Below are 25,313 nucleotides of genomic sequence, written 5' to 3' on the forward strand. Positions count from 1 at the left end.
CGGGCCCTGGCGGCGGCGGACGCCGTGCGCTTCGAGGGCAGGCACTTCCGCCGGGACATCGGCGCGCGGGGGCTGCGGGCGCGGCCGTGAAGCTGCTGGCGCGCTACCTGCTCAAGGAGCTGCTCGTCCCCCTGTGCGTCTGGGTGGCGTTCATGTTCCTGCTGCTGTTCGTGATGCAGTTCCTGCGCGGCACGGACGTGCTCCTGGGCTCGGCGGTGACGCTGGGCGACCTGGGCCGCCTCATCGCGTACCTGGCGCCGCACTTCCTGGTGATGGCGCTGCCCATCGCGTTCCTGCTGGCCATCCTGCTGGGCCTGGGGCGGCTGGGCGAGGACCGGGAGCTCACGTCGCTGCAGGCCCTGGGCATCAGCCCGCTCCAGCTGCTGGCGGCGCCGCTGGGCGTGGGCATCGCGCTGAGCGCCTTCATGGTGCTGCTCACGTCCACGGTGGAGCCGTGGGGCCTCACGGGCGTGAAGGACCTGGTGGGCGAGGTCATCCAGAAGAACGTCGCGGGCGACGTGAAGTCCGGCGTCTTCTACGAGGACCTGAGCGACCTGACGCTGTACGCGCAGAAGGTGGCGCCCAAGGGGGGCGGGTGGACGAACGTGCTGTTGCACGACGACCGCGACCCCAGCTCGCCGCTGCTGGTGCTGGCGCACAAGGGCAGCGTGGGCACGTCCGAGCGGGGCGAGGCGCTGCGGATTGAGTTGAAGCAAGGCGAGGTGCACCGCGCCAACCGCTCCTCGGTGGACGCGAGCGTCGTCGCCTTCGACAAGGCGGAGATCAACGTGGGGCTGGGCGGGTCGCTGTCGCGGCGCAACCGGTTCCGCTCGCCGAAGGAGGAGCTGACGCCGGTGGAGCTGCTGGCGGCGGCGAAGGACGCGGAGGAGCGGCGGGATGATCCGCGCCCCTTCCTGATGGCGCTGCACAGCCGGCTGGGCAACGCGGTGGCGCCGATGGCGTTCGCGCTGCTGGGCACGCCGCTGGCCATTGGCCGCAGGCAGGCGGGCCGCGCGTGGGGCTACCTGCTGACCCTGGGCGGCTACGTCCTCTACTACCTGCTCAGCCGCGCCTTCGAGCAGATGGGCCAGAAGGGGCAGCTGCCGGTGCTGGTCGCCGGGCAGCTGGCCAACGTGCTCTTCATGGTGGTGGGCGCGTTCGCGCTGTACCGCGTGACGCGCTCGGGGACGGTGCGATGAAGGGCACCCTCTTCGGGTACGTGGTGCGCGCGTACGTGCGCTACACGCTGGGCATCCTGGCGGGCGTGGTGGCGGTGTTCCTGGTGGTGGACTTCGTGGACCGCGCGAAGGCCTACGGGGGTGAGGGCTGGGTGTGGGACGTGCTCAAGCTCTACGGCTACAAGGCGCTGGTGACGGTGCAGCAGCTGGGGCCGGCGGCGCTGCTGCTGGCGGCGGGCACGACGGTGTCCGCGCTGCGCAAGAAGGGCGAGGTGACGGCGCTGCGGGCGCTCACCTTCGGGCCCGCGGCGCTGTACCTGCCGGTGGGCCTGTGCGCGCTGGTGGCGTGCGTGGGGCTGGTGGCCTTCGACGAGACGGTGGCCGCCAGGGCGGGCCGCCGCGTGGATGAAATCACCACGCAGCGCTTCAACCGGTGGGGCGACTGGCGGATGTATTACACGCCGAAGCAGTGGTTCCGGCGGGGCGACGCCATCTTCTTCCTCCGGGGCGGCAACGCGCAGGAGGGCTTCGAGAACGTCTCCATCTTCACGCTGACGCCGGAGTTCAAGCTGCGCCGCCGCGTGGACGCGGGGCGGATGCGCTCGCTGGAGGGGACGCGCTGGGAGCTGACGGACGTGGTGGAGCGCACGTTCACGGAGGACGGGCGCACGGCGGTGAAGCAGCAGCCCACCGCGGAGTACGAGCTGGGCGTGGGCGCGACGACGTTCCGCATCCGTCCCGGCCGCCCGGAGCAGATGCGCCTGGGAGAGCTGGGCGAGCAGATCGTCGCGCGAGAAGAGGTGGGGCTCGCGACGAAGGCCTTCCAGCTGGCGTGGCACAACCGCTTCGCGTACCCGCTGGCGGGGCTGCCCGCGGCGCTGCTGGCGGTGGGCCTGGCGCTGCGGACGAACCGGCGGGGCCACCTGACGGCGGCGGTGGTGGAGGGGCTGCTCATCGCCGTGGCGATGTGGGGCCTGATGGTGGTGTCCCGCACGCTGGTGCTCACCGAGCGCCTGGCGCCCGCCGTGGCGGCCTGGATGCCCACGACCCTGCTGACCATCGTCGCGGCGGCCCTGTGGCTGCGCCGCGAAGGACTGCTGCACCTGCCGCGCCGGAGCCTCGCGCGGCGGGCGTAGGTGCCTTCACCCGCGAAGCAGCCGCCGCGTGTGACGGGCGAGCTGGAGCTCCTCGTCGCTGGGCAGCACACGCACCGGACATGACGCCGCATCGGCCGTGATGAGCTCCGCGCTCGCCTCGTTCCGCTGAGCGTCCAGCCGGATGCCCAGGTGGCCGAGCGTCGCGCAGACGCCCTGGCGCACCCGCGCGCTGTTCTCCCCGATGCCGCCCGTGAACACGAGCAGGTCCAGTCCGCCGAGCACCGCCGCGTAGGCGCCCACCGTCTTCGCGATGCCGCGCGTGAAGACGTCCACCGCCAGCGCCGCCGCCGCGCTGCCCGCCTCCGCGTCCCGCGTGAGGGCCTGCATGTCGCTGGTCCCCTCCGACAGGCCCCGGAGCCCGGAGTCCTTGTTCACCAGCGCCTCCAGCGCCTCCGCGCCCAGCCCGCCCGTGCGCATCAGGAACAGCAACACGCCCGGGTCCAGGTCGCCCGTGCGGGTCCCGCTCGGAATGCCCCCCGTGGGCGTGAAGCCCATGGACGTATCGACGGAGCGGCCGTGGTCGAGCGCCACGAGGCTCGCGCCATTGCCCAGGTGCGCCACCACGGTGCGCGCGGGCACCTGGGGCGCGAGCCTCGCGACGATGGACTCATACGACAGGCCATGGAAGCCATACCGCTGTACGCCCTGGTCGCGCACGGCGCGGGGTAGGGGGAGCGTCGAAGCGGCCTCCGGCAGCGTCGCGTGGAAGGCCGTGTCGAAGCAGACGAACTGCGGCACGTCCGGGCACTGCCGCTCCGAGGCCCGGATGAGCTGGAGCGCGGCGGGGATGTGCAGCGGCGCGAAGTGCGTCGCCGCTTCCAGCGCCTTCATCACCTGTGGCGTCAGCGCCTGGTGCTGGCGCAGGTGGGGACCGCCATGCACCACCCGGTGCCCGATGGCCTGGGGGCGCGCTCCGCCCAGCTCCCGCAGGTGCCGCAGGGCCTCCTGGAGGGCCTCCTCCTGCGACGGGTGCCGCACGTCCGCCGCGCGCACCTGCTTGCCCGCGCCGTCCTTCACGACGAGCCGGGCCTGCTCCGCGCCAATGGGGCTCACGCTGCCCTTGAACCGCACCGCCTCCTGGCCGTCCTGCTCGACATAGAGGCCGAACTTCAGCGACGAGGAGCCGCTGTTGATGACCAGCACCGCGCCCGCGTCGCTCATCGCGCGGTCCATTTCCAGCCAGCCACCTCGGGCATGTCCTCGCCGTGCTCCGACACGTAGAGCTTGTGGCGCTGGCGCACCTCGGAGAAGCGCTGCTCCGCGTCGTCCAGCCGGTGCCGCGCGGCCTTGGAGTGCTGGATGGCGCTCAGCGCCAGGGTGAAGCGGTCCATGTCGTTGAGCACCGTCATGTCGAACGGCGTCGTCGTGGTGCCCTCTTCCTTGAAGCCGTGTACGTGGATGTTGGCATGGTTCGCCCGGTTGTACGTGAGCTTGTGCACGAGCGTGGGGTAGCCGTGGAACGCGAACACCACGGGCTTGTCCGTGGTGAAGAGGCGGTTGAAGTCCTCCTCGTTGAGCCCATGCGGATGGACGTGCACCGGCGCGAGCTTGAAGACATCCACCACGTTGACCACGCGCACCTTGAGCTCCGGCGCCCACGCGCGCAGCAGCGTCACCGCGGCCAGCGTCTCCAGGGTGGGAACGTCGCCCGCGCAGGCCATCACCACGTCCGGGTCGCCGTCGTCATTGCCGGCCCAGTCCCACGCCCCGATGCCGTCCGAGCAGTGGCGCACCGCGCTCTCCATGTCCAGCCACACCGGCGCGAGCTGCTTCCCCGCGATGATGAGGTTCACGTAGTTCTTCGAGCGCAGGCAGTGGTCCGCCACCGACAGGAGCGTGTTCGCGTCCGGCGGCAGGTAGATGCGCACCGTGTCCGCCTTCTTGTTGGCCACGTGGTCGATGAAGCCCGGGTCCTGGTGGGAGAACCCGTTGTGGTCCTGCCGCCACACGTGCGAGCTGAGCAGGTAGTTCAGCGACGCGATGGGCTTGCGCCACGGCAGCTCCTTCGCGGATTTGATCCACTTGGCGTGCTGGTTGAACATCGAATCGATGATGTGGATGAAGGCTTCGTAGCAGGAGAAGAAGCCGTGGCGTCCGGTGAGCAGGTAGCCCTCCAGCCAGCCCTGGCAGAGGTGCTCGCTCAGGACCTCCATCACGCGCCCGTCGACGGAGAGGTGCTCGTCCGTGGGCTCCTGCTTCGCGTCCCAGCTCTTGCCGGTGACGGCGTAGACGTCCTGGAGCCGGTTGGACGCGTTCTCGTCCGGGGCGAACATGCGGAAGTTCTTCGTCGCCAGGTTGTGGCGCATCACGTCCCGCAGGTAGCCGCCCAGCACCCGGGTGGCGCTGACCTGCCGGGAGCCGGGGACGCCCGGGTCGATGGCGTAGTCGCGGAAGGCCGGCAGCACGAGCGGCACCAGCAGCTGGCCCCCGTTCGCGTGGACGTTGGCGCCCATGCGCAGCCGCCCCTTGGGCGCGATGTCCGCCAGCTCCTCGCGGAAGGTGCCGTTCGCGTCGAACAGCTCGCGGGGGCGGTAGCTGTGGAGCCACGCCTCCAAAATCTTCAGGTGCTCGGGGTTGTCCCGCACCTCCTCCAGCGGGACCTGGTGCGCGCGCCAGGTGCCCTCCACGGGCTTGCCGTCCACCACCTTCGGGCCCGTCCACCCCTTGGGGGTGCGCAGCACGAGCATGGGCCAGCGCGGGCGGGTGGGGTCGTTCTTCTCGCGGGCGTGGCGCTGGATGCGCTGGATCTCCGCGTAGAGGGTGTCCAGCACCTCCGCCATCCGCTGGTGCATGTCCTTCGGGTCGTCGCCCTCCAGGACGTAGGGCGTGTAGCCGTAGCCCTTGAAGAGGGCCTCCAGCTCGTCCGCGTCGATGCGCGCGAGCACCGTGGGGTTGGCGATCTTGTACCCGTTGAGGTGCAGGATGGGCAGCACGGCGCCGTCGGTGATGGGGTTGATGAACTTGTTGGAGTGCCAGCTCGCGGCGAGCGCGCCCGTCTCCGCCTCGCCGTCGCCGACGACGCAGGGGACGATGAGGTCCGGGTTGTCCAGCACGGCGCCGTACGCGTGCAGCAGGCAGTAGCCCAGCTCGCCGCCCTCGCTGATGGAGCCGGGGACCTCCGGCGCGTCGTGGCTGGGGACGCCGTAGGGCCAGGAGAACTGGCGGAACAGGCGCTTCATGCCGTCGCGGTTGCGCTCGATGTTGGGGTACAGCTCCGTGTAGGAGCCTTCGAGGAACGTGTTGGCGATGATGCCGGGCGCGCCGTGGCCGGGGCCAATGACATACATCATGTTGGCCCGGTGGTTCCGGATGATGCGGTTCAGGTGGACGTAGATGAAGTTGAGGCCGGGCGTGGTGCCGAAGTGGCCCAGCAGGCGCGGCTTGATGTCCTCGCGCGTGAGGGGCCGCTCCAGGAGCGGGTTGTCCTTGAGGTAGATCTGCCCGACGGACAGGTAGTTCGCCGCGCGCCAGTAGGCGTCGATCTTCTGCAGCTCCTCGTCACTCAGCGGACCCGCCATCTTTCATCTCCTGGAGTAAGGCCGTTCAACCTTCATGCGGATGGGACCCCAGCCCACACGCGCCGTGCAACGTGATTCGTCCGCGCAGTGACGGACGCATGACATGCGCCGGGAGCCCATTGGCCCGGGACAGGGGCCATGACGCCTCGCACGCGCTCCAGGCTCAGTGGGAGGCGGGCACGTCGGACAGGTTCACCGGCGTGGTGAGGCGCTTCACCTTGGGGAAGAACAGGCCCGCGACGAACGCGGCGATCATCGCCGCGCACATGATCCAGAAGTTGATGGACAGCCCCGTGTTCAGCGCGCCGCCGAGCGATTCGAGGATGGCGGGAGCCAGGCCGCGCCCGTGCTCGGGCCCGAGCAGCTCCGCGGCGGCGCTCACGGGGACGTTCGGATCCTTCATGAGCTGCGACACCAGCACGCCGCCCATGAGCCCCACGCCCAGGGAGCCCCCGATGGTCCGGAAGAACATGTTGCTGGCCGTGGCCACGCCCCGAAGCTCCCAGCCCACGGTGGTCTGCACGGCCACCATCGTCGCCATGGCGGCGAAGCCCAGGCCAATGCCAAACAACCCCATGGCGATCTGCGGCACGAGCATGGCCGCCCCCGGCTTGAGCAGGAACGCCATCAGCGCGGTGCCAATCGCGGCCAGGCCCAGGCCGCCGACGATGAGCGGACGGAAGCCGGTGCGCACCATCAGCTTGCCGCCGATGAGGCTCGCCAGCGGCCAGCCGACGATCATCGGGGTGATCATCCCGCCCGCCATGGTGGCCGAACCGCCGAGCACGCCCTGCACGTACAGGGGCACGTAGGTGGTCGCGCCGAACTGAGCGGCGGAGAAGAGGGCGCCGGCCAGGTTCGAGATGGCGATGGTGGGAATCTTGAAGATGCTCATCGGGATGATGGGCTCGGCGGCGCGAAGCTCCACGAACACGAACGCGGTGAGCAGCACGGCGGCCACCGGAAGGCCGAGCAGCGACTGCCCGGAGCCCTGCACCCCGAACAGCAGCGCCACGACGCCCGAGGACAGGAGCGCCGCGCCCGCGTAGTCGAGCTGCGCGCGAGCCTTGCGCTGGAGCTGCTCGTGGAAGAAGGCGACGAGCAGCGCCATGGACGCGATGCCGATGGGGATGTTGATGAAGAAGATCCAGTGCCAGGTGAGGTACTTCACGATGAGGCCGCCGGTGAGCGGGCCCGCGAGGCCGGCGATGCCCCACACGGCGCTGAACGCGCCCTGGACCTTCCCGCGCTGCTCCAGCGTGTAGATGTCCCCGATGATGGTGATGGCGATGGGCTGCATGGCGCCCGCGCCCAGGCCCTGGAGGACGCGGAAGGCGATCAGCATGTTCATCGACGTGGAGAGCCCGCACGCGATGGAGGACGCGAGGAACAGGGTGGTGCCGAAGAGGATGACGGGCTTGCGGCCGTAGAGGTCGGCGAGCTTCCCGTAGATGGGTACGGTGATGGTGGACGACAGCATGTACGCGGTGAAGACCCACGCGTAGTGCTGGATGCCGCCCAGGTCGCTGACCACCGTGGGCATGGCGGTGGAGACGACGGTCATCTCCAGCGCGGCCACGAAGAGGCTCAGCGCCAGCGCCAGGGTGGTGAAAGGTCGATGGGTGGTGCGCATGGCTGGAAGGGTGGGCCCCGGGAAAGGACGCTGGGTAACGCGTGCCCGTCCGGACCGCCAACGTCAAGCGCGTGAAATGTCGCGATGGGCGCCATCGCCGCAGATTCCAGGTCCAGTCTGGAAGGGCAGGGGCGCGCGAGGTGGGATAGGGTCCAGCGGCCTCGCGGGTTCGAGGCGCACGGCATGGTCACGGATACCAAGACGGTCGAGGCAGGGCGCTGGCGGACGGCGGTCGCCGCGGTGCTGGGGCTCTACGCGGTGGGGCTGGTGCTGGCGGAGGCGGTGCTCCAGGCGGGAGCCATCCTGGCCACGGCGCTGGCGCTGGCGCTGGCGGTGACGAAGCGGCTGCGGCTGGAGAAGGACGTCAGGGCCTTCGTGCTGGCGAGCGTCGCCCTGAGTGTCTGGCAGCTCCTCTCCCCGGCGGTCGCGCTGCTCACGGGAGCCGCGGCGAAGTGGCCGAGGGGCGCGAGGTACGGCCAGGCGCTGGACACGGTGGCGGGAGCGGCGGTCGCGTGCATCGGGACGCTGGGGGTGCCGTGGCTGATGCTGGGAGGGCTCATCGCGGGAGGCTGGCTTGTGGCGGCGGCCCTGGGCTTGTTCCAGCACCGGGTGGCGTGGCCCTGGGAGCCGCCGAAGTTCACGAAGCTGAACCTGTCGCGCCTGCACGAGAACTTCGGGACGGAGGAAAACCCGAGGTACGCGGCGGGAGGCTTCTTCTTCCACCGGCTGAGGTTCGCGCACGGAGCGATTGCGGTGCTGGGGCCCGCGCTGGCGGTGATTGGCCGCTCGAAGGTGACGCGGCGGCGGGTGCTGGCGGGCGTGATGGTGCTGGGGCTGCTGCTGTCCATCTACGCCGCGTTCGCGCGAGCGGCGTTGGGCGCGGCGCTGGGCGTGTGTGTGCTGGCGCTGCTGCTGTTGCTGCGGGGGACGGCGAGGAAGGCCGGGCTCGGGGTGGCGGTGGCGCTGGTGGTCGCGGTCCTGCTGACGCCCGCGTGGCGGGAGCGGTTCGGCAAGGCGGTGGACAACCTCTTCGGCAGCGGGGAGCGCTCGCTGGCGATGTCCGTGGGCTGGCGCCTGGTGCGCGAGCATCCGTTGGTGGGCGTGGGCTTCGGCAATCACAAACCCGCGGCGCTGGCGACGCAGGCGGAGACGGGCATCACGGACCTGCTGGCCACGGACTCCCACAACATCTGGCTGACGGCCTGGGCGGAGACAGGGCTCGTGGGGCTGGTGTTGCTGGCGACGATGCACGGGTTGCTGGCGAGGGCGCTGGTGCGAAGGCACCGGGCGGGTTCGATTCCGGCCACGGGAGCCCTGCTGTCCTTCGTGGGCTTCCACGTCCTGGCCCTGGTGCACTACCTGCCGTTCCATCCCAGCGTGCACCTGTCGTTCATGCTCATCTGGGGTTTGGGGTTGTGTGAATGGGAAGAGTCATCGACGCCATGACCACCGTGATTGGCCCTCGGGACACAGAGCTGCAGGCCGCGTTCTGTGAATACGTGCCCCAGGTCTTCCGCCGTGCCAGCTTTCGACAGTGGTGCGCCTGGGGAGAATGGAACGACGACTACCGCGCCTTCGCGTTGGTCGAATCCGATCACGTGGTGGCCAATGCCTCCGTGATGCGGATGCGCCTGTTGTTGGAAGGGCGCGAGGTGACGGCCTACCAACTGGGCGCCGTGGGCTGCCTGCCATCGCATCGTGGGCGGGGACTGGCACGAGTGGTCATGAACGCCGCGCTGGACGCGTGCGGGGATGCGCCCGTGCTGCTCTTCGCCAACCCCAAGGTGCGCCAGTTCTACCCGCGCTTCGGGTTCCAGCCGCAACTGCAGATGCTGTTCGCCGCCACGTACGACGCCGTGCCTGGAGGCCCACCCGCGCCCACGCTCAATCTGGATGACGCGGAGGTGCGCGCCGGGCTCGCCGCGCTCTCCAGCGAGGGGCTGCCCTCCACGGGGCGCTTCGGAGCGCGGGGCTACGCGACGGTGGCGAGCTGGCCCGTGGCCAACGGCTTCGCGAGGCCGCTGCGCCAGCTGGGAACGGACGCCTGGGTGTTCGCGGGAGTGGAGGGCGAGACGCTGTACCTGGACGACGTCTTCGCCCGTGAGCCCTTCGACCTGCGGGCCTGGATCCCCCGGTTGATCGACCGACCCATTCGGTCCATCCGCTTCGGTTTCACGCCGGAGCGCTACTGGCCGGGTGCAGTGGCCGTCGGTGAGGACACGGAGGCCGACCTCTTCATTCGGAATCTTCGTGTCTCACAAGAGGCCCACCGGTTTCCGGTCATGGCCCACACCTGATTCTGTCCCCATGCCAAGCCATGGGGACAGAAGTGTTCCTCACTGACAGAGCTTCTCGACCAACTTGATCCGCACCACGCCGTCGACGTTCCGATCGTTGGTCTGATCGCCGATGGCGATAGTGCCGTTCGTCACGAAGTTGTTCCGGGTGAGCTTCGCGACGCCATCGACGCTCACCGTCGCCACCTTGTCGGCATTCACCGCGAGCTCGTAGACGTGATACGCGCCATCGGTCACGGCGAACGCCGACGACTGTGAGTCATCCGCCCAGCCCATCGCCGCGCTGTCCAGGTAGATCATCTGCGCGCGGTCGGTTGAATTGCCGACCGTGCCGACGATGCTCCCCAGGATGGCCGCGCCGCTGTCGAGCTGGTTGTGCTTGTTCACCGATTCAACCTGCATCGTCACGCGGAGGGCGAACGGCTGCGTCGGGGCAACGGCGTTCGCCTTCGCGAGGAGCAACTGTCCGCCCGATTGAGCGCCGCTGTTGGTCGACGTCGCGAGGCGGACATGGTCCGCGCCGTAGGTGAGCGTGTTCGGCGCCTGCGAGTACGCCGTCCAGCCCTGCTCCGCGATGTCGGTGCCGCCAACCAGCAGTGGAATGGCCTCGCGCGGAGACCACGTCGTCGTCGACGTCGCGGGCGCGCACACTTCACAGGCATTCAGCGGGCTGGGTGTCCCTTCGGCGTAGAACGTGCCGTTGATGAGGCACTTCGGGCTGCACGCGCCAGCCGAGCAGATCTGACCCGCGCCGCACGCCGCCCTTCCGCGAGCGGGGTCCAGGCAGTCTCGGACGTCGCAGGCACGCACTGCTCGCAGGCATTCGCCGGGTTCACCGCCCCGGCCGTGAACGTCTCACCGCCAATCCGACAGACTGCGACGCAGAGGCCGCTCTGGCAATCCTCGCTGGCCGTGCAGGCCTGGCCGCACACTCCACAGTTTGCCGGATCGGTATCGGTGTTCACGCAGGTGTCGCCGCACTGTGTGGTCCCGGCGTCCGTGCACATCTCTGGAACGGACGCATCCGGCACGGAGGCGTCGGGGGTCTCGTCAGGGGAAGGGGAATCGTCACTGCATGCTGCGAAGAATCCGAGCACGACGACGCAAGAGAGCGCGATGGAGCGAATGGAGATCATGGATGTACGTGACTTTCACCCTGCGTCACGGATCGCGGTGGGCGCCGTGCTGGTGATTCGCGGGGAGTTGTTAGAGGCCCAGTTCCAAGCCAATGCCCGGGGCCACGGACTAGAGGGTCTTCCGGCTGCTGCTTCCCGGGAACCACTCACCGACGATCTGGGCGCGGAGGAACTCCAGGAAGGTGATGCCCACGAGTGCCTGGACCACGGGCCGTGAGCACGCGGTCACATGGCTGGCGCCGCCGTCGGTGCAAACGTTCGTCCCGTAGCCATCGTTCGCGCTGAACAACCATCCTGCACGAAGCGCGAGGCGACTTTGGGAGAGGAAGGTCTGCTCCGAGCGGGGCTGGAACTCCAGCTCGCCCGTGAGAGACAGGCCGAAAAGGTCGCTGCTGTTTCTGGAGGAGAGGAGGTCCTCAAGTCCCTGGAACGCGACCTCGCCTGCAAACCGGAGCCCATACGACAAGGGCATTTCGGAACTCCCACGTTCAGACCCACCTCGCTCGTAGTGGGCCCTTTGTGGGATCCAGTACGAGGAGCTGACGCTTGTAGCTCAGATGAGCAAGTTCTCCTTACAGTAGGATCGTCGCAGCGGAGGCTTGGACGATGGCCTACTTGAGCCTCCCTGGGGAACATCCATCACTCATCGCCGATAAAGTTCAGCCCCTCCAGACAACGTCAACCACGCCTTGGGTCAGATAGTGCCAAAGTAGCGCGACCCTTCGTTGGTTTCGAACAAGGGACGCCAAACGCGATCGTCCGACGTGACATCGAGAAAGTCGGCAACTGTAGCCGAAATAACAAGCTGGATAGGTGATTTGTATTTTTCAGGCAGTTTTCGGAATTCATCAATGAAAGCCCTTAGATCTTTCTCTGCTATCTCATGCTGCTTGGGTGTGTCAAAAAACATGAAGTGCGGATGGGCGCCTCCTAGAATTAAGGATGTTTCAAGTATGGCCGCGTGATGAGCAAGGACAACCCGTGTCCGCGTACTCCCGCTAGTTGAGGAATTGGCGACGAAGCGCTCACCACCAATGAACAATCGAAGATCGTCGTCCACGATGACGTCGTCGTAGATATTTTTTGTATTGAGCGTGGAGAGCCACTTAATGATGTTGGTTTGAAGAAGAACTCGCGCATCAAGAATCCGACCGTGGTCACGGCGCTGCCCGGTCGGGCGCTCTTCCTTGACGTCGTCTTCTGCCTTTGCACGCTCTGTTAAGAGGACATCTAGCTTTGCGCGTTCGGCAGTTAACTGGCTCGACTGTGCAATGCGTATGTCGACCTCTGCGATCTGCTTCGTGAGTGTCTCGATTGTGGATAGCGTCTGCTGTGTGCCCGTTGATTCTTGTTCTTGCTGTCGCGCCCTAACGAGGTTTGAAAGCTGTAGCTCCTCAATTTGGAGTTTTTGCTTGGATTCACTTATGGCTTGGTTTAGCGCATTCGTTGATGTTTCAAGATCCTTGAGTTGGTCTTTTAGGTAGAGCAGACGTCGACCATAAGAGTCCTCGGGGCGACGGAAGAACTGGCATGCGGAGTTCCCGCATAACGTGCGAAACGCATCAGCGGCGACTTCATTCAAATCTAGGATGTCAATCTCCGCGCCAAGATCTTGGGAAAGCTTTTTCATGCCTTCCAGGCGCCGCTCGTTCGCGTCAAGCGTCAGCTTGGCTTCGTCTCTTTTGCGTGCCGCATCTCTTAAATGGGCATCGAACGTTGAGCTTGCCTTGGATTGAATGGCGACAGTGGATTGATACCTTTGAAGCGTCGAGGCTAGATTGACTTTCTGTCGCTCAAGTTCTGTCGCTTCAATAAAGTCGCGCCCTGGAGCCTCATGGACGAGGCTCTCTAGGGTGGCGCGTTTGATGGCTATTTTTTCGTCGATTGACTCAAGCCTTATTTTGGCTTGATTGTATGCTGTTCTGTTGATTGTTCGATTTTTTGCAGGCACGCCAAGTAACCATCGTACGACTTCTTCTTCTTGGTCTCTAACGAAGCGATGAGTTGTTGGTGGGTTGTAATTCGTCACCCATCCTGTATCCTGGTCAACCCAAAAGGCAGGCAATAGTATGCTCATGTACGGAGCGATGCTGTTGCCTGTTTTTGATTCGCTGAGGCTGCGTCCTGGGATTGAAAGAATTTCGAGAATCCGCGCGGAGTATTCCTTTTCGTCATTGTAGAAAACTTCCTTGCTGGGGGACTTGACGGAAGCTTGGAAGTTGTCTTCGATGGAGCGCGTGATTTCGTGCTTGGTGTTGTTTGAGTCGCGAATGTCAATGCGAATCGCAAGGCACATCTTTCTGATGGCCGGCGGAAGCGAGACTGCCCCGCCAAGGGCATAGGCGATGCCATGCATTATTGGTGTTTTCCCTGAGCCATTTGGGCCCAGGAGAAGTGTGATGCTCTTGCTGAAATCAAGGAGCCGAGTTCCCCATCCCAGGCGGCCCCGGGGAAGGAATTCAACTGACAGCAGTTGAGCGCTCATAGTAATTGAAGTCCTTTTGCTTGTGCCCGACTATATGCACGCAGAAGCGAACGAGTCAGTAGGCCGACCTCGTTACCTGAACGCGCAAGGCGCTGGATCAAAATGTTTCCGCTGTCTGAAACCTTGATCGTTCGGCGTAGGGCATGCTCTACGGAAACCAAGCCTACGTTTTCAAGAAACACAAGGGCGTCTGCACACCGACTGCGCAAGGGCAGTGACCATTTTGCCCCCCACTGAAGACTTGGGGCGTGCTCAAAGCGAACCGCAAGTACCGCGCCTGTCCAGGTGGCTAGCTCGTTGGTTAATAAACCATCCCTCTTAGTTTTTGCTATAAGGAGCATCGTTAGGGCCAGTAGTGGCGTATGGAATAATGCATCGGCGTCACTTGAGTGCAGTTCGGACTCGCCCGTATTCGCGCGTAGCCTGAGGCCCATGGCGCCGGCCTGTGCGACAAATTCATTGAATGATTTCATGGTGTGTTGCCAGAGTCGGCGGCAAGCGCAAATACGAATCCCATTACGAGTTCGTCGGTGAGTGGTGAGGATGACGCCAGTTGAGAGGCATATTTCTCCGCAACTGCTGCTGCCTCTGTGGCTAGCTTGCCGAACGGCAATTGGCCAAGGCTGTGTTGCTTCATTAGTAGGGAGCAGTCGGCTTTTAGGGCTATGAAATCAAGTTCGTCAAGACGATGTCGCTCCGCGAGTCGCCACCCGTCCCAATTGCATTTGATTCTGCAGATGTCGGCAATAAGATTATCCGGAACGCCGCTCTGTTTGCAGAGTCGTTGGAGTCTCGATAGGGACTTGACCGCGTGCGGTCCGCCGGCCTTTAGCGTGCGATAGCCACTTAGCGACAGGCTGAGGAGCGCAAGCACGTCATCGATTATTACTCCTTTTTCTTTGCGGAGTTCCTCGATTGATGACGGCAGTGCTGGAAATGTATAGTGCGATCGCACTCTTACCTTCTCGACAAGGCTTTTTCCAATACTGACCGCTTGAGATGTTGTTAGGTCTACTTCGCTCAACTCATTGATTTTGACGGCCATCAGTAGGTAGTTGACGTTCAGATCTATTGATGAGCCGGCCTGTTCGACGATTCTGATCCTCTTTAAGAATTCAAAGAAGTCGTCTTTGTTGAGGTCTTTAAATTTAATCAAGAATGCTGAATGGAGGGTGTCGAATGTTTCTCGAGAGCCTTCTTCTAGCTCCACTGATGCTTTGACGCTTGCGACGCTTTTGAGGAAACTGTCGAACTCTGCGTGAATTGCGTTGTCTGTGACAAAGGCGAGGAGTTCGCAGTCAGCTCCGAAGTTGAGATAGTGTTCCAGTAGCCTGGCCGCGATTGAGTCTTTGTCTAGCGTGGGAGACTTGATGCCCTTTTTGGGCTTTGGTCCTTTTTTGTTCTTAATTCCGAAGAATGCGTTGAGGCTCCAGGGGCCCAGAGAAGCTTTGCGTGTTTTTACTTGATGAAAGCGGTATCGTGTTGGAGCGGGAGCCTCGGTGACGAAATCGTCATGCCATTCGCAGAGTACGCATGCTGAAACTTTTTCGTCGAGAAGCGAGAGGCACTCGCGTGCCGCCTGTTGGTATTGGTAGTCATATAGCTCCCCTGTGCGTGCTCCGGATTGCTCGCGCGGAGCTGTGTCCGTTATTGTTTTCTTCGGTTTGTCCAATGTCGCCTCTGTGGGTGTTTGCGCCCAGTGTCCGTGTGGCGAATGTGGAGTGATGGGCTGAGCCTGAGGCTATCAGAACTAATGTTGCTGTCCATGCTCGGCGGATGTGTGCCGAGGCGCTGCCTGGAGGCTGCTGATATATGGATGGCGGGTTGTTTGGGACCCGGGTGCCGGCCTGTGTAGGGTTGAGGGGATTCTTTGAATGTCCATGAATGAAGCCTGAAGTCTGTTGTGGAGTGGCTGAAGGTGTCTGCTGTCTTTCTTTGGGGGGGGGTATGTTGAAGTCGAGTGGTGTCTGGGTGATTCGGAGATGAGATGGTTTGAGGTTTGGCGGCCTCTGGGGAGTATTTGAGCTTTCGGGGCTGGTCTTGATTGGGGGATGTATGCGGCGTGGTTTGGAAATGAGCGAGAGGCAACTCGCTCGAGAAACCCTACCGGCCTTCACTAGAGGCCGAGCTCCAAGCCAATGCCCGGGGCCAAGGACCAGAGGGTCTTCCGGGAGCTGCTTCCCGGGAACCACTCACCAACGACCTGGGCCCTGAGGAACTCCAGGAAGGTGATGCCCACGAGCGCCTGGAGGACGGGCCGTGAGCACGCGGTCACATGGCCGGCGCCGCCGTCGGTGCAGAGGTTCGTCCCGTAGCCATCGTTCGCGCTGAACAACCATCCGAGCGGCGCCGTCGCACCGGTGGTGCCGGTGCCCGACAGGCGGGTGGTCGCGACAGCCGTCGAGGGCATCCCGGTCAGCGCGGCGCCCCGGGAACCCTCGCCCACCATCAGCGAGGCGAGCGCGGAGACGGAGGTCTCGCTGGGGCGCACCTCCGCCACGGTGCGGCCCCGGCGCATCACCGCCACGCGGTCCGCCACGCCCAGCACCTCCTTGAGCTTGTGGCTGATGAGCACCACCGTGCGGCCCTGCGCCACCAGCCCGCGCATCACCTGCGACAGCTCGTCGGACTCCTGCGGCGTGAGCACGGCGGTGGGCTCGTCCAGGATGAGCACCTGCGCGCCCCGGTGCAGCGCCTTGACGATTTCGACCTTCTGCTGGGAGCCCACCGTGAGCGTGTCCACGCGGGCCCGCGGCTCCAGCTGGAAGCCGAAGCGCTTCGCCGTGGCGGCCACCTCGTCACAGGCGCGGTCCAGGTCCAGCAGGCCGCGCTTCGTGGGCTCGCGGCCCAGCACCACGTTCTCCGCCACGGTCAGCGTGGGCACCAGCATGAAGTGCTGGTGCACCATGCCGATGCCCCTGGCGATGGCGTCGCGCGGGCTCCTGAACCGCACCGGCTTGCCCTCCATCAGGAACGCTCCCGCGTCCGGCTGGTAGAGCCCGTAGAGCACGTTCATCAGGCTGGACTTGCCCGCGCCGTTCTCGCCCACCACGGCGAGCAGCTCCCCGGGGCGGAGGTCCAGCGACGCGTCCTCCAGGGACACGCACGACCCGAAGCGCTTCGTGATGTGCTGGAGGGAGATCAGGGCCGCGCGACCTGGAAGGAGGACAGCTCCGCCTGCGTGCCCGGCACCGTGAGCTTCCCGGCGAGGATCTGCTGACGCAGGGCCTCCACCTTCTGGAGCGCCTCCGCCTTGCCCGGGAACTCCACGCGCACGTCCGCCATGCCCACGCCGTTCTCCTTGAGGCCCAGCACCTGCTCGCCCGCCGTCAGCTTGCCGTCCACCAGGTCCTTCGCCGCCTGGTACACGGCCAGGTCGCTGTGCTTCACCATGGACGTGAGGATGGCGTCCGGCGCCAGGTGCGACTGATCCGAGTCCACGCCGATGGCGAACACCGTCTTGCCCGCCGCCCGCGCCTCCTTCACCGCCTGGATGACGCCCAGGCCGTCCGTGCCCGCCGCGTGGAAGATGACGTCCGCGCCCTTGGCGATGAGGTCCTGCGCCACCTCCTTGCCCGCGGACACGCTGTTGAAGCTGCCCGTGTACACGGCCATCAGCGCGTCCGCCGCCTTCGGGTTCGTGGTGCGCACGCCCGCGCGGTAGCCCACGTCGAAGCGCTTGATGAGGGGCACTTCGATGCCGCCCACGAAGCCCACCTTGTTCGTCTTCGTGACGAGCCCCGCCAGCGCGCCCACGAGGAAGCTGCCCTCCTGCTCCTTGAAGAGCACCGTGCGCACGTTGGGCAGCGACTTGGGCTTGCCCTGCGCGTCCAGCAGCTGGCTGTCGATGAGCAGGAACTTCGCCTCCGGGTTCTCCGTGGCCACGTCGCGCACCGCGTTGGCCAGCAGGTACCCGTTGCCGATGGTCAGCTTCGCGCCCTGCTCCACCAGCAGCTGGAGGTTGGGGGCGTAGTCCTCCTGCGCCTTGCTCTGGAGCACCAGGGGCTGCACCGGCAGGGGCTTCACTTCCGGTGCGAGCGCCGCGAGGTCGGAGGAGATGGACTGACGCACTTCGCCGGCGGGGGCGTCCACGTACCTGCCGCTCTCGTACTTCTTGTTGGCGGCCCACAGCTCCAGGCCGCGCAGGGCCGCGTCGTTGAACGAGTGGTCGCCCCGGCCGCCCACGTCGATGACGAGCCCCACGACCACGGGCTTTGCCTCGGGGGGCTTCGTGGCGGTGGAGGCCTGCGAGGGCGCCTTGGGGGCGTCCTCGGACTTCTTGGAACAGGCGCACAGGAGCGCGGCCAGGGCGAGCACGTGGAGTCGGCGGAGCGTCATGGGCCCCGCTATCTACCAGATGCCGCCGGGGCTTTCCCTTCCCGCGAGGGGGTGCATGGAGTGGGGACTTCCTGCTATGGCCTGCCCCCGTGCAACCCTACGAGCTCATCAAGGCCAAGCGCGACGGCGGCAGGCTGGACCCGTCGGACATCCAGGCGTTCATCCAGGCGTACACCGCCGGCACCGTGGCCGACTACCAGATGGCCGCCATGTGCATGGCCATCTTCTTCAAGGGGCTGGACTCGCGGGAGCTGGGGGCGTGGGCCCGCGCCATGCTCCACTCGGGGGAGGTCCTGGACCTCTCCGACACGCCGGCCATCAAGGTGGACAAGCACTCCACGGGCGGCGTGGGCGACAAGGTGTCGCTGAGCCTGGCGCCCCTGGCGGCGGCCTGCGGCGTGCCCGTGCCCATGATTTCAGGCCGCGGCCTGGGCCACACCGGCGGCACCCTGGACAAGCTGGAGTCCATCCCCGGCTTCAACGTGAACCTGTCCACCGCGGACTACCGCCGGCTGGTGCGCGAGGTGGGGTGCTGCCTCATCGGCCAGACGGCCCAGGTGGCCCCCGCGGACAAGAAGCTCTACGCGCTGCGCGACGTGACGGCGACGGTGGACTGCATCCCGCTCATCGCGTCGTCCATCATGAGCAAGAAGCTGGCGGAGGGCATCGACGCGCTGGTGCTCGACGTGAAGGTGGGCAGCGGCGCCTTCATGAAGACGGCGGACGACGCGCGCGTGCTGGCCCGCACCATGATTGGCCTGGGCGCGGAGATGAACCGCAAGGTCGTGGCCCTGCTCACGGACATGGATCAACCCCTGGGCCGCCAGGTGGGCAACGCCCTGGAGGTCCGCGAGGCCGTGGACATGCTCCGGGGCGACGCGCCCGACGACTACACCGAAATCACCTACGCCCTGACGGCGGAGATGCTGGTGCTGGGCAGGAAGGCCGCCACCGTGGAGGAGGCGCGCGGGATGCTGCGCCGCTCCGTGGAGGACGGCAGCGCCATCAAGAAGCTCAAGGAGATCGTCCAGTCGCAGGGCGGCGACCCGCGCTCCATCGACGACTACTCGCTCTTGCCCACGGCGAAGGCCACGACGGACGTGGTGGCGCCGCGGGACGGTTTCGTCACCGGCATCCACACGGAGGGCGTGGGGCTGGCGGCGGTGGCGCTGGGCGCGGGGCGGCAGCGCGTGGACAGCCGCATCGACCCGGCCGTGGGCTTCACGCTGCTCAAGAAGGTGGGCGACGCGGTGAAGCAGGGCGAGCCCGTGGTGCAGGTGCACTACAACGACGCGAAGCCCGTGGAGGACGTGAAGGCGCGGCTGCTCGCGGCCTACCGCTTTGGTGACCGGGCGCCCGCGGCCCGCCCGCTGGTGCTGGAGCGGCTGGAGTAGTCAGGCAATCGCCATGGCCCCCTCGTTCCGCGAGTTGCTGTCGGAAGTGAAGAAGGAGATCCGCGAGGTCTCCCACGAACACGTTCGCCAGCTCTTGGACTCGGGCGCGAAGGTGAAGCTCGTCGACGTGCGCGAGGCGGACGAGTACGCGGGCGGCCGGCTCCCCGGCGCGGTGCACATCCCCCGGGGCTACCTGGAGCTGCGCATCGAGGAGAAGGCGGACCGCGAGGACGAGCTCGTCCTCTACTGCGCGGGCGGCACCCGGTCCGCGCTCGCGGCCCGCACGCTGCGGGAGATGGGCTACACGCGCGTGTCGTCGCTCGCGGGCGGCTACAACCGCTGGAGCGACGCGGCCCTCCCGGTGGAGAAGCCCGTCGTCCTCTCCGCCGAGCAGAAGGAGCGCTACCGCCGCCACCTCATCCTCCCGGAGGTGGGGGAGGAGGGGCAGGCGCGGCTGCTCAACTCGAAGGTGCTGCTGCTGGGCGCGGGCGGGCTGGGCTCTCCCGCGGCGCTGTACCTGGCCGCCGCGGGCGTGGGCACGCTGGGCGTGGTGGACGCGGACGTGGTGGACCTGAGCAACCTCCAGCGGCAGGTGCTGCACACGCTGGAGCGCCGGGGCCAGCCCAAGGTCCAGAGCGCGAAGGCCGCCATCGAGGCGCTCAACCCGGACGTGAAGGTGGTGCCCTTCCAGGAGCGGCTGACCGCCGCCAACGTGGAGCACATCCTCGCGGACTTCGACCTGGTGCTGGACGGCGGGGACAACTTCCCCACGCGCTACCTGCTCAACGACGCGTGCGTGCTGATGGGCAAGCCCAACATCCACGGCTCCGTGTTCCGCTTCGAGGGGCAGGTGACGACCTTCCTGCCCGGCCAGGGGCCCTGCTACCGCTGCCTCTACCCCGCGCCGCCCCCGCCGGAGCTGGCGCCGTCGTGCGCGGAGGCGGGCGTGCTGGGCGTGCTGCCCGGGGTCATCGGGATGCTCCAGGCGACGGAGGCCCTGAAGCTGCTGCTCGGGGTGGGGGAGTCCCTGGCGGGGCGCCTGCTCACCTTCGACGCGCTGGGCACGCGCTTCCAGGAGCTCAAGCTGCGCCGGGACCCGGAGTGCCCCGTGTGCGCGCCGGGAGCGAAGGTGGAGCTCATCGATTACGAGCAGTTCTGCGCCACGGGGGCCTGAAGGGCGCCGTTGGATGCATTTTCAGGGGCAACGGATTCAACCGGCCCGCGTATGATGCCCGCCAGCCTGGACCCGGGGCGGTGGTGGAACGCGACCCGGGTCGGATACGAGAGCGGCAGCGGCAGGGAGACGACGGCGATGTCCGAGCAGAACGAGAACCAGGACACCAGGACGGGGGAGGACCGGCGCGACTCGCCCCGCGTCCCCATGCGTCTGAGGGTCCGGCGGGAGGGGACGGAAGGTTTCCTGGACCGCGCCGGGGACCTGTCCCTGGGCGGCGTGGGATGGGTGGGAGAGGCCCTGGATCCGGGGCAGGTCGTGGAGGTGCGCTTCGCGCTGCCTCCGTCCCTGGAAGAGGTGCAGGTGCGCGGCGAGGTGCTGCCCCCCAAGGCCGGCGCGGCGGGCCCGGTGGTGCGCGTGCGCTTCATGGAGCTGCCGGTGGAGCTGGAGCTCGCCATCGCCCGGCACCTGGACGAGCAGGGCAAGGATGAGCCCCGGGGCGCCCGCTAGGGCGTCTGCCGGATGGACGGGCGCCGGTGGACGGCGCCCGACGTGAAGGAGGGCGGCATGGCGGAGGAGATTCCCTGGGAGCGGCTGTTCGAGGAGGCCCTGCGGGTGCGTCAGCGCGCGCACGTGCCGTACTCGAAGTTCCCCGTGGGGGCCGCCGTGCTGTACGCGGACGGCTCCATCGTGGCCGGCTGCAACGTGGAGAACGCCACCTACGGCCTCACCGTCTGCGCGGAGCGCAACGCGTTCGTCGCGGGCGTGGCGCAGGGCCGGGAGAAGCCGGTGGCCGTGGCCGTCGTCGTGGACACCCCGGAGCCCTGTCCCCCGTGCGGCATGTGCCGCCAGGTGATGGCGGAGTTCGCCGGGCCTGACCTTCCGGTGCGCAGCCGCACCCTCAACGGGCAGGAGGCGCGCTACCCGCTCAGCGAGCTGCTGCCGCACGCCTTCACCCGTTCCTTCCTCTAGGACCCTCCCCACGTGGACTTGCTCCTCACTGGCGCCACCGTCGTCACCATGAACCGCGACCGCGAGGTGCTGCCGCGCGCGGACGTGCTCGTGCAGGACGGGCGCATCGCGAAGGTGGGCCGGGGCCTGAAGGTGAAGGGCGCCCGCCGCGTCCTGGACCTGTCCGGGCAGGTGGTGATGCCCGGCCTCATCCACGGCCACCTGCACGCCTGCCAGACGCTGTTCCGCGGCCACGCGGACAAGCGCGAGCTGCTGGACTGGCTGCGCGAGCGCATCTGGCCCATGGAGGCGGCGCACGACGCGGCGTCCCTGCGCGCCAGCGCGGACCTCACCTTCGCGGAGCTCATCCGCTCCGGCTCCACGGCGGCGCTCGACATGGGCACCGTGCACCACTACGACGCCGTCTTCGAGTCCGCGCGCGACTGCGGCTACCGGCTCGTCGGTGGCAAGGCGATGATGGACTCCGGCGCGGAGGTGCCCCAGGGCCTGCGCGAGACGACGGCGGACTCGCTGTCGGAGAGCCTGGCGCTGATGGAGCGCTGGCACGGCACGCACGACAACCGCCTGCGCTACGCGTTCGCGCCGCGCTTCGCCCTGTCCTGCACGCCGGAGCTGCTGCGGGAGGTGGGCCGGCTGTCGCGGGAGAAGGGCGTGCGGATCCACTCGCACGCCAGCGAGAACCCGAAGGAGACGGAGGTGGTCCGCCAGGTGACGGGGCAGGACAACATCGCCTTCTTCCACGGGCTGGGGCTCACCGGGCACCACGTCACGCTGGCCCACTGCGTCTGGGTGGAGGGCACGGAGCAGCAGCTGCTGCGCGACTCCGGCACCGTGGTGTGCCACTGCCCGGGCTCCAACCTGAAGCTCGCGTCGGGCTACGCGCGCATCCCGGAGCTGCTCCAGGACGGCATCCCCGTGGCGCTGGGGGCGGACGGCGCCCCGTGCAACAACACGTTGGATTTGTTCCACGAGATGCGGCTCGCGTCCGTGCTGCACAACCCGCGCGTGGGCCCGGTGGCGATGACGCCCATGCACGTCCTGGAGATGGCCACGCTGCACGGCGCGCGCGCCCTGGGCCTGGAGGACGAGGTGGGCTCCGTGGAGGTGGGCAAGCGCGCGGACCTCACGGTGGTGGACACGCGCGGCTTCCACTTCTGCCCGCTGCCGGAGGACGTGACGGGGCCGCTGGTGTACTCGGCGCGCTCCACGGACGTGTCGCACGTGCTCATCGACGGCAAGCTGGTGCTGCGCGAGGGCGAGCTGACCACGCTGGACGCGAACGCGGTGCTGGCCAACGCCCGCACGCAGGCCACGAAGCTCTTCGCCCGCGCGAAGCTGCAGGCCTCCTAGAAGCGCTGCTGGACGGCCGTCTCGTCCGGGGACGGCGGCGAGGCCGGCTGCGCGCGGGGCAGGCGCAGCACGAAGGACGTGGCCCAGCCCTCCGCGTCCTCCACCGTCAGCTTCCCGCCGTGGGCTTCCGCCGCCAGCCGGGAGAAGTACAGCCCCAGGCCGTAGCCCCGGCGGCCCTCCTTCTCGCGGCTGCCCTGCACGTACTTGTCGAAGAGGGACTCGCGCGCCTCCGGCGGGATGGCGATGCCGTCGTTGCGCACCGCCAGCCACTGCAGGCCCTCCGCCTCGCCCGCCTCCAGGCGCACCCGCCCGCCCGACGGCGCGTAGCGGAGCGCGTTGGTGGCCAGGTTCTCCACCACGCGGATGAGCAGGCCCGCGTCGCCGACGAGCTGGAGGCCCGGCGGCGAGGACAGCTCCAGCTTGATCTTCCGCAGCCGGGCCGCGCCATCCAGCGACCGGCGCACCTCGTCCAGGAGCGGCGCCACGGGGAAGGGCTGCTTGCGCGGCGACAGCCGGCCCTGCTCCAGCCGGGGCACGTCCAACAGGTCGGAGATCATCCGGTCCAGGCGCGCGGTGACGGCCAGGCCCGTGCGCACGGACTCCACCAGCGGCGTGCCGATGGGCAGCTCCTGCTCCATCCACGACAGCGACAGCGTCACGGCGGACAGCGGTGAGCGCAGGTCGTGCACCAGGAACTGCATCAGCTGCTCCTGGTGGGCCTGGAGCGCCTCCAGCTGGGCGTTGCGCGCGTGGGCCTCGGACAGCATGCGCTCGATGGTGCGGTGGGCGTCCTCCACCTCGGTGGTGCGGCGGGCCTCCAGCTGCCGGGACACCTCCGCGTGCGACAGGTCCATGGCCAGCTGCCGCAGCCGCCCGGTGCCGTAGTGGCTCACCGCCGCCACCAGCACCAGCGTCACCGCGGCCACGACCATGGCCCCCGGCCCCACGCCCGCCTGGTGCATGAGGACGGCCTGGGCCAGCGACCCCAGGCCCGCCGCGCCGTAGACGAGCCAGGGCATCAGCTCCAGCCCGGAGAGCGCCACCACCAGCGCGAACAGCCCCAGGCTGAAGCCCGCCACGCCCGCCGGGAAGGGCGACATGGGCAGGGCCAGCTGCTGGAGCCCGAACACCAGCCCCACGTCCACCAGCGACTGCACGATGCCCAGCTGCTTCGTCACCGGCTTGAAGCGCAGCGCGAACAGCAGCGCCACCACGCCGCCGTAGCAGAGCAGCAGGGGCGGGTAGTGCGCCCAGTCCCGGGCGCCCGTCAGCCACAGCCCCAGGCTGACGGCGAAGAACACGGCCGTGCCCACCAGCCGCACCGCCGCCCCGGCACCCAGGACGCGCCGCCGCTGGGTGGCCACCACCCGCGCAAGCTCATTCTCGAAGGCGACGGGAGGAGTCTTGTCCATGCGACACTCTCGTTTTCCCCGCTTCCTCCCCGCCCGGCAAGTTCATGGACGCATCGTCTTTCGCGACCCCGGGCGGACCCCTAAGGACGGGGAGTGGCGGACGGGGGCTGTCTGGAGGCCCCGGACCCGGCCGGGCTGGCGGGCGGCGGGTTTCCGGGGGCAATCATCCGTCCGGGGCAGGCGTAGTCACGGTGACACGCGCCTTGCGGCCGGATGCTTGTGGGCGTCGGAGTTCGTGTAAGGTGGCTGGGATTACGCACAGGCGGAGGTGAGAGCCGACATGTGGCAGCGATTCAAGAGAGCGATGCGGAGCTTCGCGGGCTTCTTCGTCTCCTCCATCGAGGATCCGGAGTTGATTCTCGAGCAGAACATCCGTGACCTGAACGACCAGGTCCCCAAGATGAACGAGTCCATCGCCATGGTCCGGGCGAATGTGACGCTGCTCGAGAAGGAGAACATGAAGTACCAGCAGGACGTGCGGGAGCTGACCGCCAAGGTGAAGGCCGCCATCCAGGCAGGCCGGGACGACCTGGCCGGCACCTACGCGACCAAGCTGCAGGGGGAGAAGGAAGCCCTCGCGCGCAACCAGCAGCAGCTGGACATCGCGAAGCAGGCCTACGAGAAGGCCCTGAACGTCAAGAAGGCGTTCATGCGCGAGAAGGACCGCAAGACGCAGGAGGCGATGAACGCCGTCCGGGACGCGCGGCGCGCCAAGTGGCAGGCGAAGGTCGCCGACACCATGGAGTCCTTCACCGTCGCGGGCGTGGACTCCACGCACGACGAGATGCTCCGCAAGGTCCAGGAGAAGACGGCCATCAACGAGGCGCGCATGCAGATGGCGCTGGAGTCGGTGGACCACCAGGCCGCGGCCATCGAGGAAGAGGCGGAGAAGATCCAGGGCGACGAGCTGGTGAAGCAGTTCAAGATGGAGATGGGCCTGCTGGACAGCCCCGCGCCGGTGTCGGACGTGGGCGCGGGTCCGGAAAAGACCATCGGCAAGAAGGTGGAGATCAAGTAGGTCTCCGCCCATGAAAGAGGCCGGCGCACACGGATGAAGCTGCACCGCGGACCCGGCCTCTTTCTCTTCCTCGCGCTCTGTGTCCTGGGCGCGGGGTACGTCTTCGCCTCGCGGGCGGGCTACCTCGACCGCCTGCAGGCGCGCTTCTTCCCCTCCACCCGTGAGGCGGTGCGGCTGTCCCCGGGCGACTTCCCGGCGGGCGTCGCGGCCCCGGTGGCGGACGTGGCGTCGGTGCCCTTGCGGCCCGTGCT

The 25,313-nt window shown here is 67.3% G+C and carries 20 protein-coding genes and 2 pseudogenes; 11 read left to right on the forward strand and 11 right to left on the reverse strand.

Going from position 1 to position 25,313, the window contains the following annotated elements; all coding sequences use genetic code 11:
- Positions 1-86: 86 nt before the first annotated feature.
- Both ACLEQD_RS09445 and ACLEQD_RS09450 read left to right on the forward strand, forming a co-directional pair.
- Entirely contained in the window at positions 87-1,199 is a 1,113-nt protein-coding gene (locus ACLEQD_RS09445; protein WP_410383178.1) for an LptF/LptG family permease, read from the forward strand.
- Positions 1,196-2,314, forward strand: a complete 1,119-nt coding sequence (locus tag ACLEQD_RS09450) for an LptF/LptG family permease (protein ID WP_410383179.1) — start codon at positions 1,196-1,198, stop codon at positions 2,312-2,314. Before ACLEQD_RS09445 ends, ACLEQD_RS09450 begins: the two co-directional genes overlap by 4 nt.
- A gap of 6 nt (positions 2,315-2,320) precedes the next feature.
- Here ACLEQD_RS09450 and ACLEQD_RS09455 read toward each other — a convergent pair whose 3' ends face one another.
- The 3 genes from ACLEQD_RS09455 to ACLEQD_RS09465 all read right to left on the reverse strand — a co-directional run bounded on the left by ACLEQD_RS09455 (position 2,321) and on the right by ACLEQD_RS09465 (position 7,486).
- Positions 2,321-3,496, reverse strand: coding sequence for an acetate/propionate family kinase (locus ACLEQD_RS09455; RefSeq protein WP_410383180.1), 1,176 nt, complete (start codon positions 3,494-3,496; stop codon positions 2,321-2,323).
- Entirely contained in the window at positions 3,493-5,853 is a 2,361-nt protein-coding gene (locus ACLEQD_RS09460) for a phosphoketolase (RefSeq protein WP_410383181.1), read from the reverse strand. The genes ACLEQD_RS09455 and ACLEQD_RS09460 overlap by 4 nt, the downstream gene beginning before the upstream one ends.
- A 163-nt stretch (positions 5,854-6,016) precedes the next feature.
- On the reverse strand, positions 6,017-7,486 hold the full coding sequence (locus tag ACLEQD_RS09465; protein ID WP_410383182.1) for an MDR family MFS transporter: 1,470 nt from the start codon (positions 7,484-7,486) through the stop codon (positions 6,017-6,019).
- A gap of 183 nt (positions 7,487-7,669) precedes the next feature.
- Between ACLEQD_RS09465 and ACLEQD_RS09470 the strand changes: the two genes are divergently transcribed.
- Positions 7,670-8,932 (forward strand): O-antigen ligase family protein, encoded by a 1,263-nt coding sequence (locus tag ACLEQD_RS09470; RefSeq protein WP_410383183.1) that lies wholly within the window; start codon positions 7,670-7,672, stop codon positions 8,930-8,932.
- On the forward strand, positions 8,929-9,783 hold the full coding sequence (locus tag ACLEQD_RS09475) for a GNAT family N-acetyltransferase (RefSeq protein ID WP_410383184.1): 855 nt from the start codon (positions 8,929-8,931) through the stop codon (positions 9,781-9,783). The genes ACLEQD_RS09470 and ACLEQD_RS09475 overlap by 4 nt, the downstream gene beginning before the upstream one ends.
- A 39-nt stretch (positions 9,784-9,822) precedes the next feature.
- Here the strand turns inward: ACLEQD_RS09475 and ACLEQD_RS09480 are convergent, their stop codons facing one another.
- The 7 genes and pseudogenes from ACLEQD_RS09480 to ACLEQD_RS09510 all read right to left on the reverse strand — a co-directional run bounded on the left by ACLEQD_RS09480 (position 9,823) and on the right by ACLEQD_RS09510 (position 17,742).
- The gene (locus tag ACLEQD_RS09480) at positions 9,823-10,593 is read right to left on the reverse strand and encodes a hypothetical protein (protein WP_410383185.1); all 771 of its coding nucleotides are present in this window, start codon (positions 10,591-10,593) and stop codon (positions 9,823-9,825) included.
- A gap of 435 nt (positions 10,594-11,028) precedes the next feature.
- Complete coding sequence (locus tag ACLEQD_RS09485) at positions 11,029-11,391, reverse strand: hypothetical protein (RefSeq protein ID WP_410383186.1); 363 nt, start codon at positions 11,389-11,391, stop codon at positions 11,029-11,031.
- Positions 11,392-11,613: 222 nt separating this feature from the next.
- Positions 11,614-13,404 carry an AAA family ATPase gene (locus ACLEQD_RS09490; RefSeq protein WP_410383187.1) on the reverse strand — a complete coding sequence of 597 codons (1,791 nt, stop codon included), beginning with the start codon at positions 13,402-13,404 and terminating at the stop codon, positions 11,614-11,616.
- On the reverse strand, positions 13,401-13,877 hold the full coding sequence (locus tag ACLEQD_RS09495; protein WP_410383188.1) for a hypothetical protein: 477 nt from the start codon (positions 13,875-13,877) through the stop codon (positions 13,401-13,403). Before ACLEQD_RS09495 ends, ACLEQD_RS09490 begins: the two co-directional genes overlap by 4 nt.
- Positions 13,874-15,076, reverse strand: a complete 1,203-nt coding sequence (locus ACLEQD_RS09500; RefSeq protein WP_410383189.1) for a dsDNA nuclease domain-containing protein — start codon at positions 15,074-15,076, stop codon at positions 13,874-13,876. The genes ACLEQD_RS09495 and ACLEQD_RS09500 overlap by 4 nt, the downstream gene beginning before the upstream one ends.
- A gap of 717 nt (positions 15,077-15,793) precedes the next feature.
- Positions 15,794-16,507: pseudogene (locus ACLEQD_RS09505) on the reverse strand (ATP-binding cassette domain-containing protein); the annotation flags it as partial.
- Between the two features lie 38 nt (positions 16,508-16,545).
- Positions 16,546-17,742: a BMP family lipoprotein gene (locus ACLEQD_RS09510; protein ID WP_410383190.1), complete on the reverse strand. Its 1,197-nt coding sequence runs from the start codon at positions 17,740-17,742 to the stop codon at positions 16,546-16,548.
- Positions 17,743-17,831: 89 nt separating this feature from the next.
- On the opposite strand from ACLEQD_RS09510, the gene ACLEQD_RS09515 reads away from it, so the two are divergent.
- From ACLEQD_RS09515 to ACLEQD_RS09535, 5 genes are read left to right on the forward strand one after another with little or no spacing between them, the layout of a single operon-like run.
- Positions 17,832-19,136: a thymidine phosphorylase gene (locus ACLEQD_RS09515; protein WP_410383191.1), complete on the forward strand. Its 1,305-nt coding sequence runs from the start codon at positions 17,832-17,834 to the stop codon at positions 19,134-19,136.
- A 13-nt stretch (positions 19,137-19,149) separates the two neighbouring features.
- Entirely contained in the window at positions 19,150-20,310 is a 1,161-nt protein-coding gene (moeB, locus tag ACLEQD_RS09520; RefSeq protein ID WP_410383192.1) for a molybdopterin-synthase adenylyltransferase MoeB, read from the forward strand.
- 51 nt (positions 20,311-20,361) lie between these two features.
- Positions 20,362-20,820 carry a PilZ domain-containing protein gene (locus ACLEQD_RS09525; protein WP_410383193.1) on the forward strand — a complete coding sequence of 153 codons (459 nt, stop codon included), beginning with the start codon at positions 20,362-20,364 and terminating at the stop codon, positions 20,818-20,820.
- Positions 20,821-20,877: 57 nt separating this feature from the next.
- Entirely contained in the window at positions 20,878-21,282 is a 405-nt protein-coding gene (locus ACLEQD_RS09530) for a cytidine deaminase (RefSeq protein ID WP_120528060.1), read from the forward strand.
- Between the two features lie 12 nt (positions 21,283-21,294).
- A complete protein-coding gene (locus ACLEQD_RS09535; protein WP_410383194.1) occupies positions 21,295-22,632 on the forward strand; it encodes a 5'-deoxyadenosine deaminase in 1,338 nt (445 codons plus the stop codon).
- On the opposite strand, the gene ACLEQD_RS09540 is transcribed toward ACLEQD_RS09535, so the two are convergent.
- The gene (locus ACLEQD_RS09540; protein ID WP_410383195.1) at positions 22,629-24,044 is read right to left on the reverse strand and encodes a sensor histidine kinase; all 1,416 of its coding nucleotides are present in this window, start codon (positions 24,042-24,044) and stop codon (positions 22,629-22,631) included. The genes ACLEQD_RS09535 and ACLEQD_RS09540 overlap by 4 nt on opposite strands.
- Before the next feature lie 280 nt (positions 24,045-24,324).
- Between ACLEQD_RS09540 and ACLEQD_RS09545 the strand changes: the two genes are divergently transcribed.
- Entirely contained in the window at positions 24,325-25,062 is a 738-nt protein-coding gene (locus tag ACLEQD_RS09545) for a PspA/IM30 family protein (protein WP_120528049.1), read from the forward strand.
- 33 nt (positions 25,063-25,095) lie between these two features.
- Positions 25,096-25,313, forward strand: a pseudogene (locus tag ACLEQD_RS09550) (hypothetical protein); the annotation flags it as partial.

The sequence above is a fragment of the Corallococcus sp. 4LFB genome (assembly GCF_046520365.1).
In the GTDB taxonomy this organism is placed as follows: domain Bacteria; phylum Myxococcota; class Myxococcia; order Myxococcales; family Myxococcaceae; genus Corallococcus; species Corallococcus caeni.

Bases quoted from the DNA above. Each gene is read 5' to 3' on its own strand.
- ACLEQD_RS09485 (WP_410383186.1), bottom strand. From the start codon at position 11,391: ATGCCCTTGTCGTATGGGCTCCGGTTTGCAGGCGAGGTCGCGTTCCAG.
- ACLEQD_RS09545 (WP_120528049.1), top strand. From the start codon at position 24,325: ATGTGGCAGCGATTCAAGAGAGCGATGCGGAGCTTCGCGGGCTTCTTC.
- ACLEQD_RS09460 (WP_410383181.1), bottom strand. From the start codon at position 5,853: ATGGCGGGTCCGCTGAGTGACGAGGAGCTGCAGAAGATCGACGCCTAC.
- ACLEQD_RS09540 (WP_410383195.1), bottom strand. From the start codon at position 24,044: ATGGACAAGACTCCTCCCGTCGCCTTCGAGAATGAGCTTGCGCGGGTG.
- ACLEQD_RS09525 (WP_410383193.1), top strand. From the start codon at position 20,362: ATGATGCCCGCCAGCCTGGACCCGGGGCGGTGGTGGAACGCGACCCGG.
- ACLEQD_RS09495 (WP_410383188.1), bottom strand. From the start codon at position 13,877: ATGAAATCATTCAATGAATTTGTCGCACAGGCCGGCGCCATGGGCCTC.
- ACLEQD_RS09470 (WP_410383183.1), top strand. From the start codon at position 7,670: ATGGTCACGGATACCAAGACGGTCGAGGCAGGGCGCTGGCGGACGGCG.
- ACLEQD_RS09450 (WP_410383179.1), top strand. From the start codon at position 1,196: ATGAAGGGCACCCTCTTCGGGTACGTGGTGCGCGCGTACGTGCGCTAC.
- ACLEQD_RS09455 (WP_410383180.1), bottom strand. From the start codon at position 3,496: ATGAGCGACGCGGGCGCGGTGCTGGTCATCAACAGCGGCTCCTCGTCG.
- ACLEQD_RS09475 (WP_410383184.1), top strand. From the start codon at position 8,929: ATGACCACCGTGATTGGCCCTCGGGACACAGAGCTGCAGGCCGCGTTC.
- ACLEQD_RS09490 (WP_410383187.1), bottom strand. From the start codon at position 13,404: ATGAGCGCTCAACTGCTGTCAGTTGAATTCCTTCCCCGGGGCCGCCTG.
- ACLEQD_RS09510 (WP_410383190.1), bottom strand. From the start codon at position 17,742: ATGACGCTCCGCCGACTCCACGTGCTCGCCCTGGCCGCGCTCCTGTGC.
- ACLEQD_RS09465 (WP_410383182.1), bottom strand. From the start codon at position 7,486: ATGCGCACCACCCATCGACCTTTCACCACCCTGGCGCTGGCGCTGAGC.
- moeB (WP_410383192.1), top strand. From the start codon at position 19,150: ATGGCCCCCTCGTTCCGCGAGTTGCTGTCGGAAGTGAAGAAGGAGATC.
- ACLEQD_RS09530 (WP_120528060.1), top strand. From the start codon at position 20,878: ATGGCGGAGGAGATTCCCTGGGAGCGGCTGTTCGAGGAGGCCCTGCGG.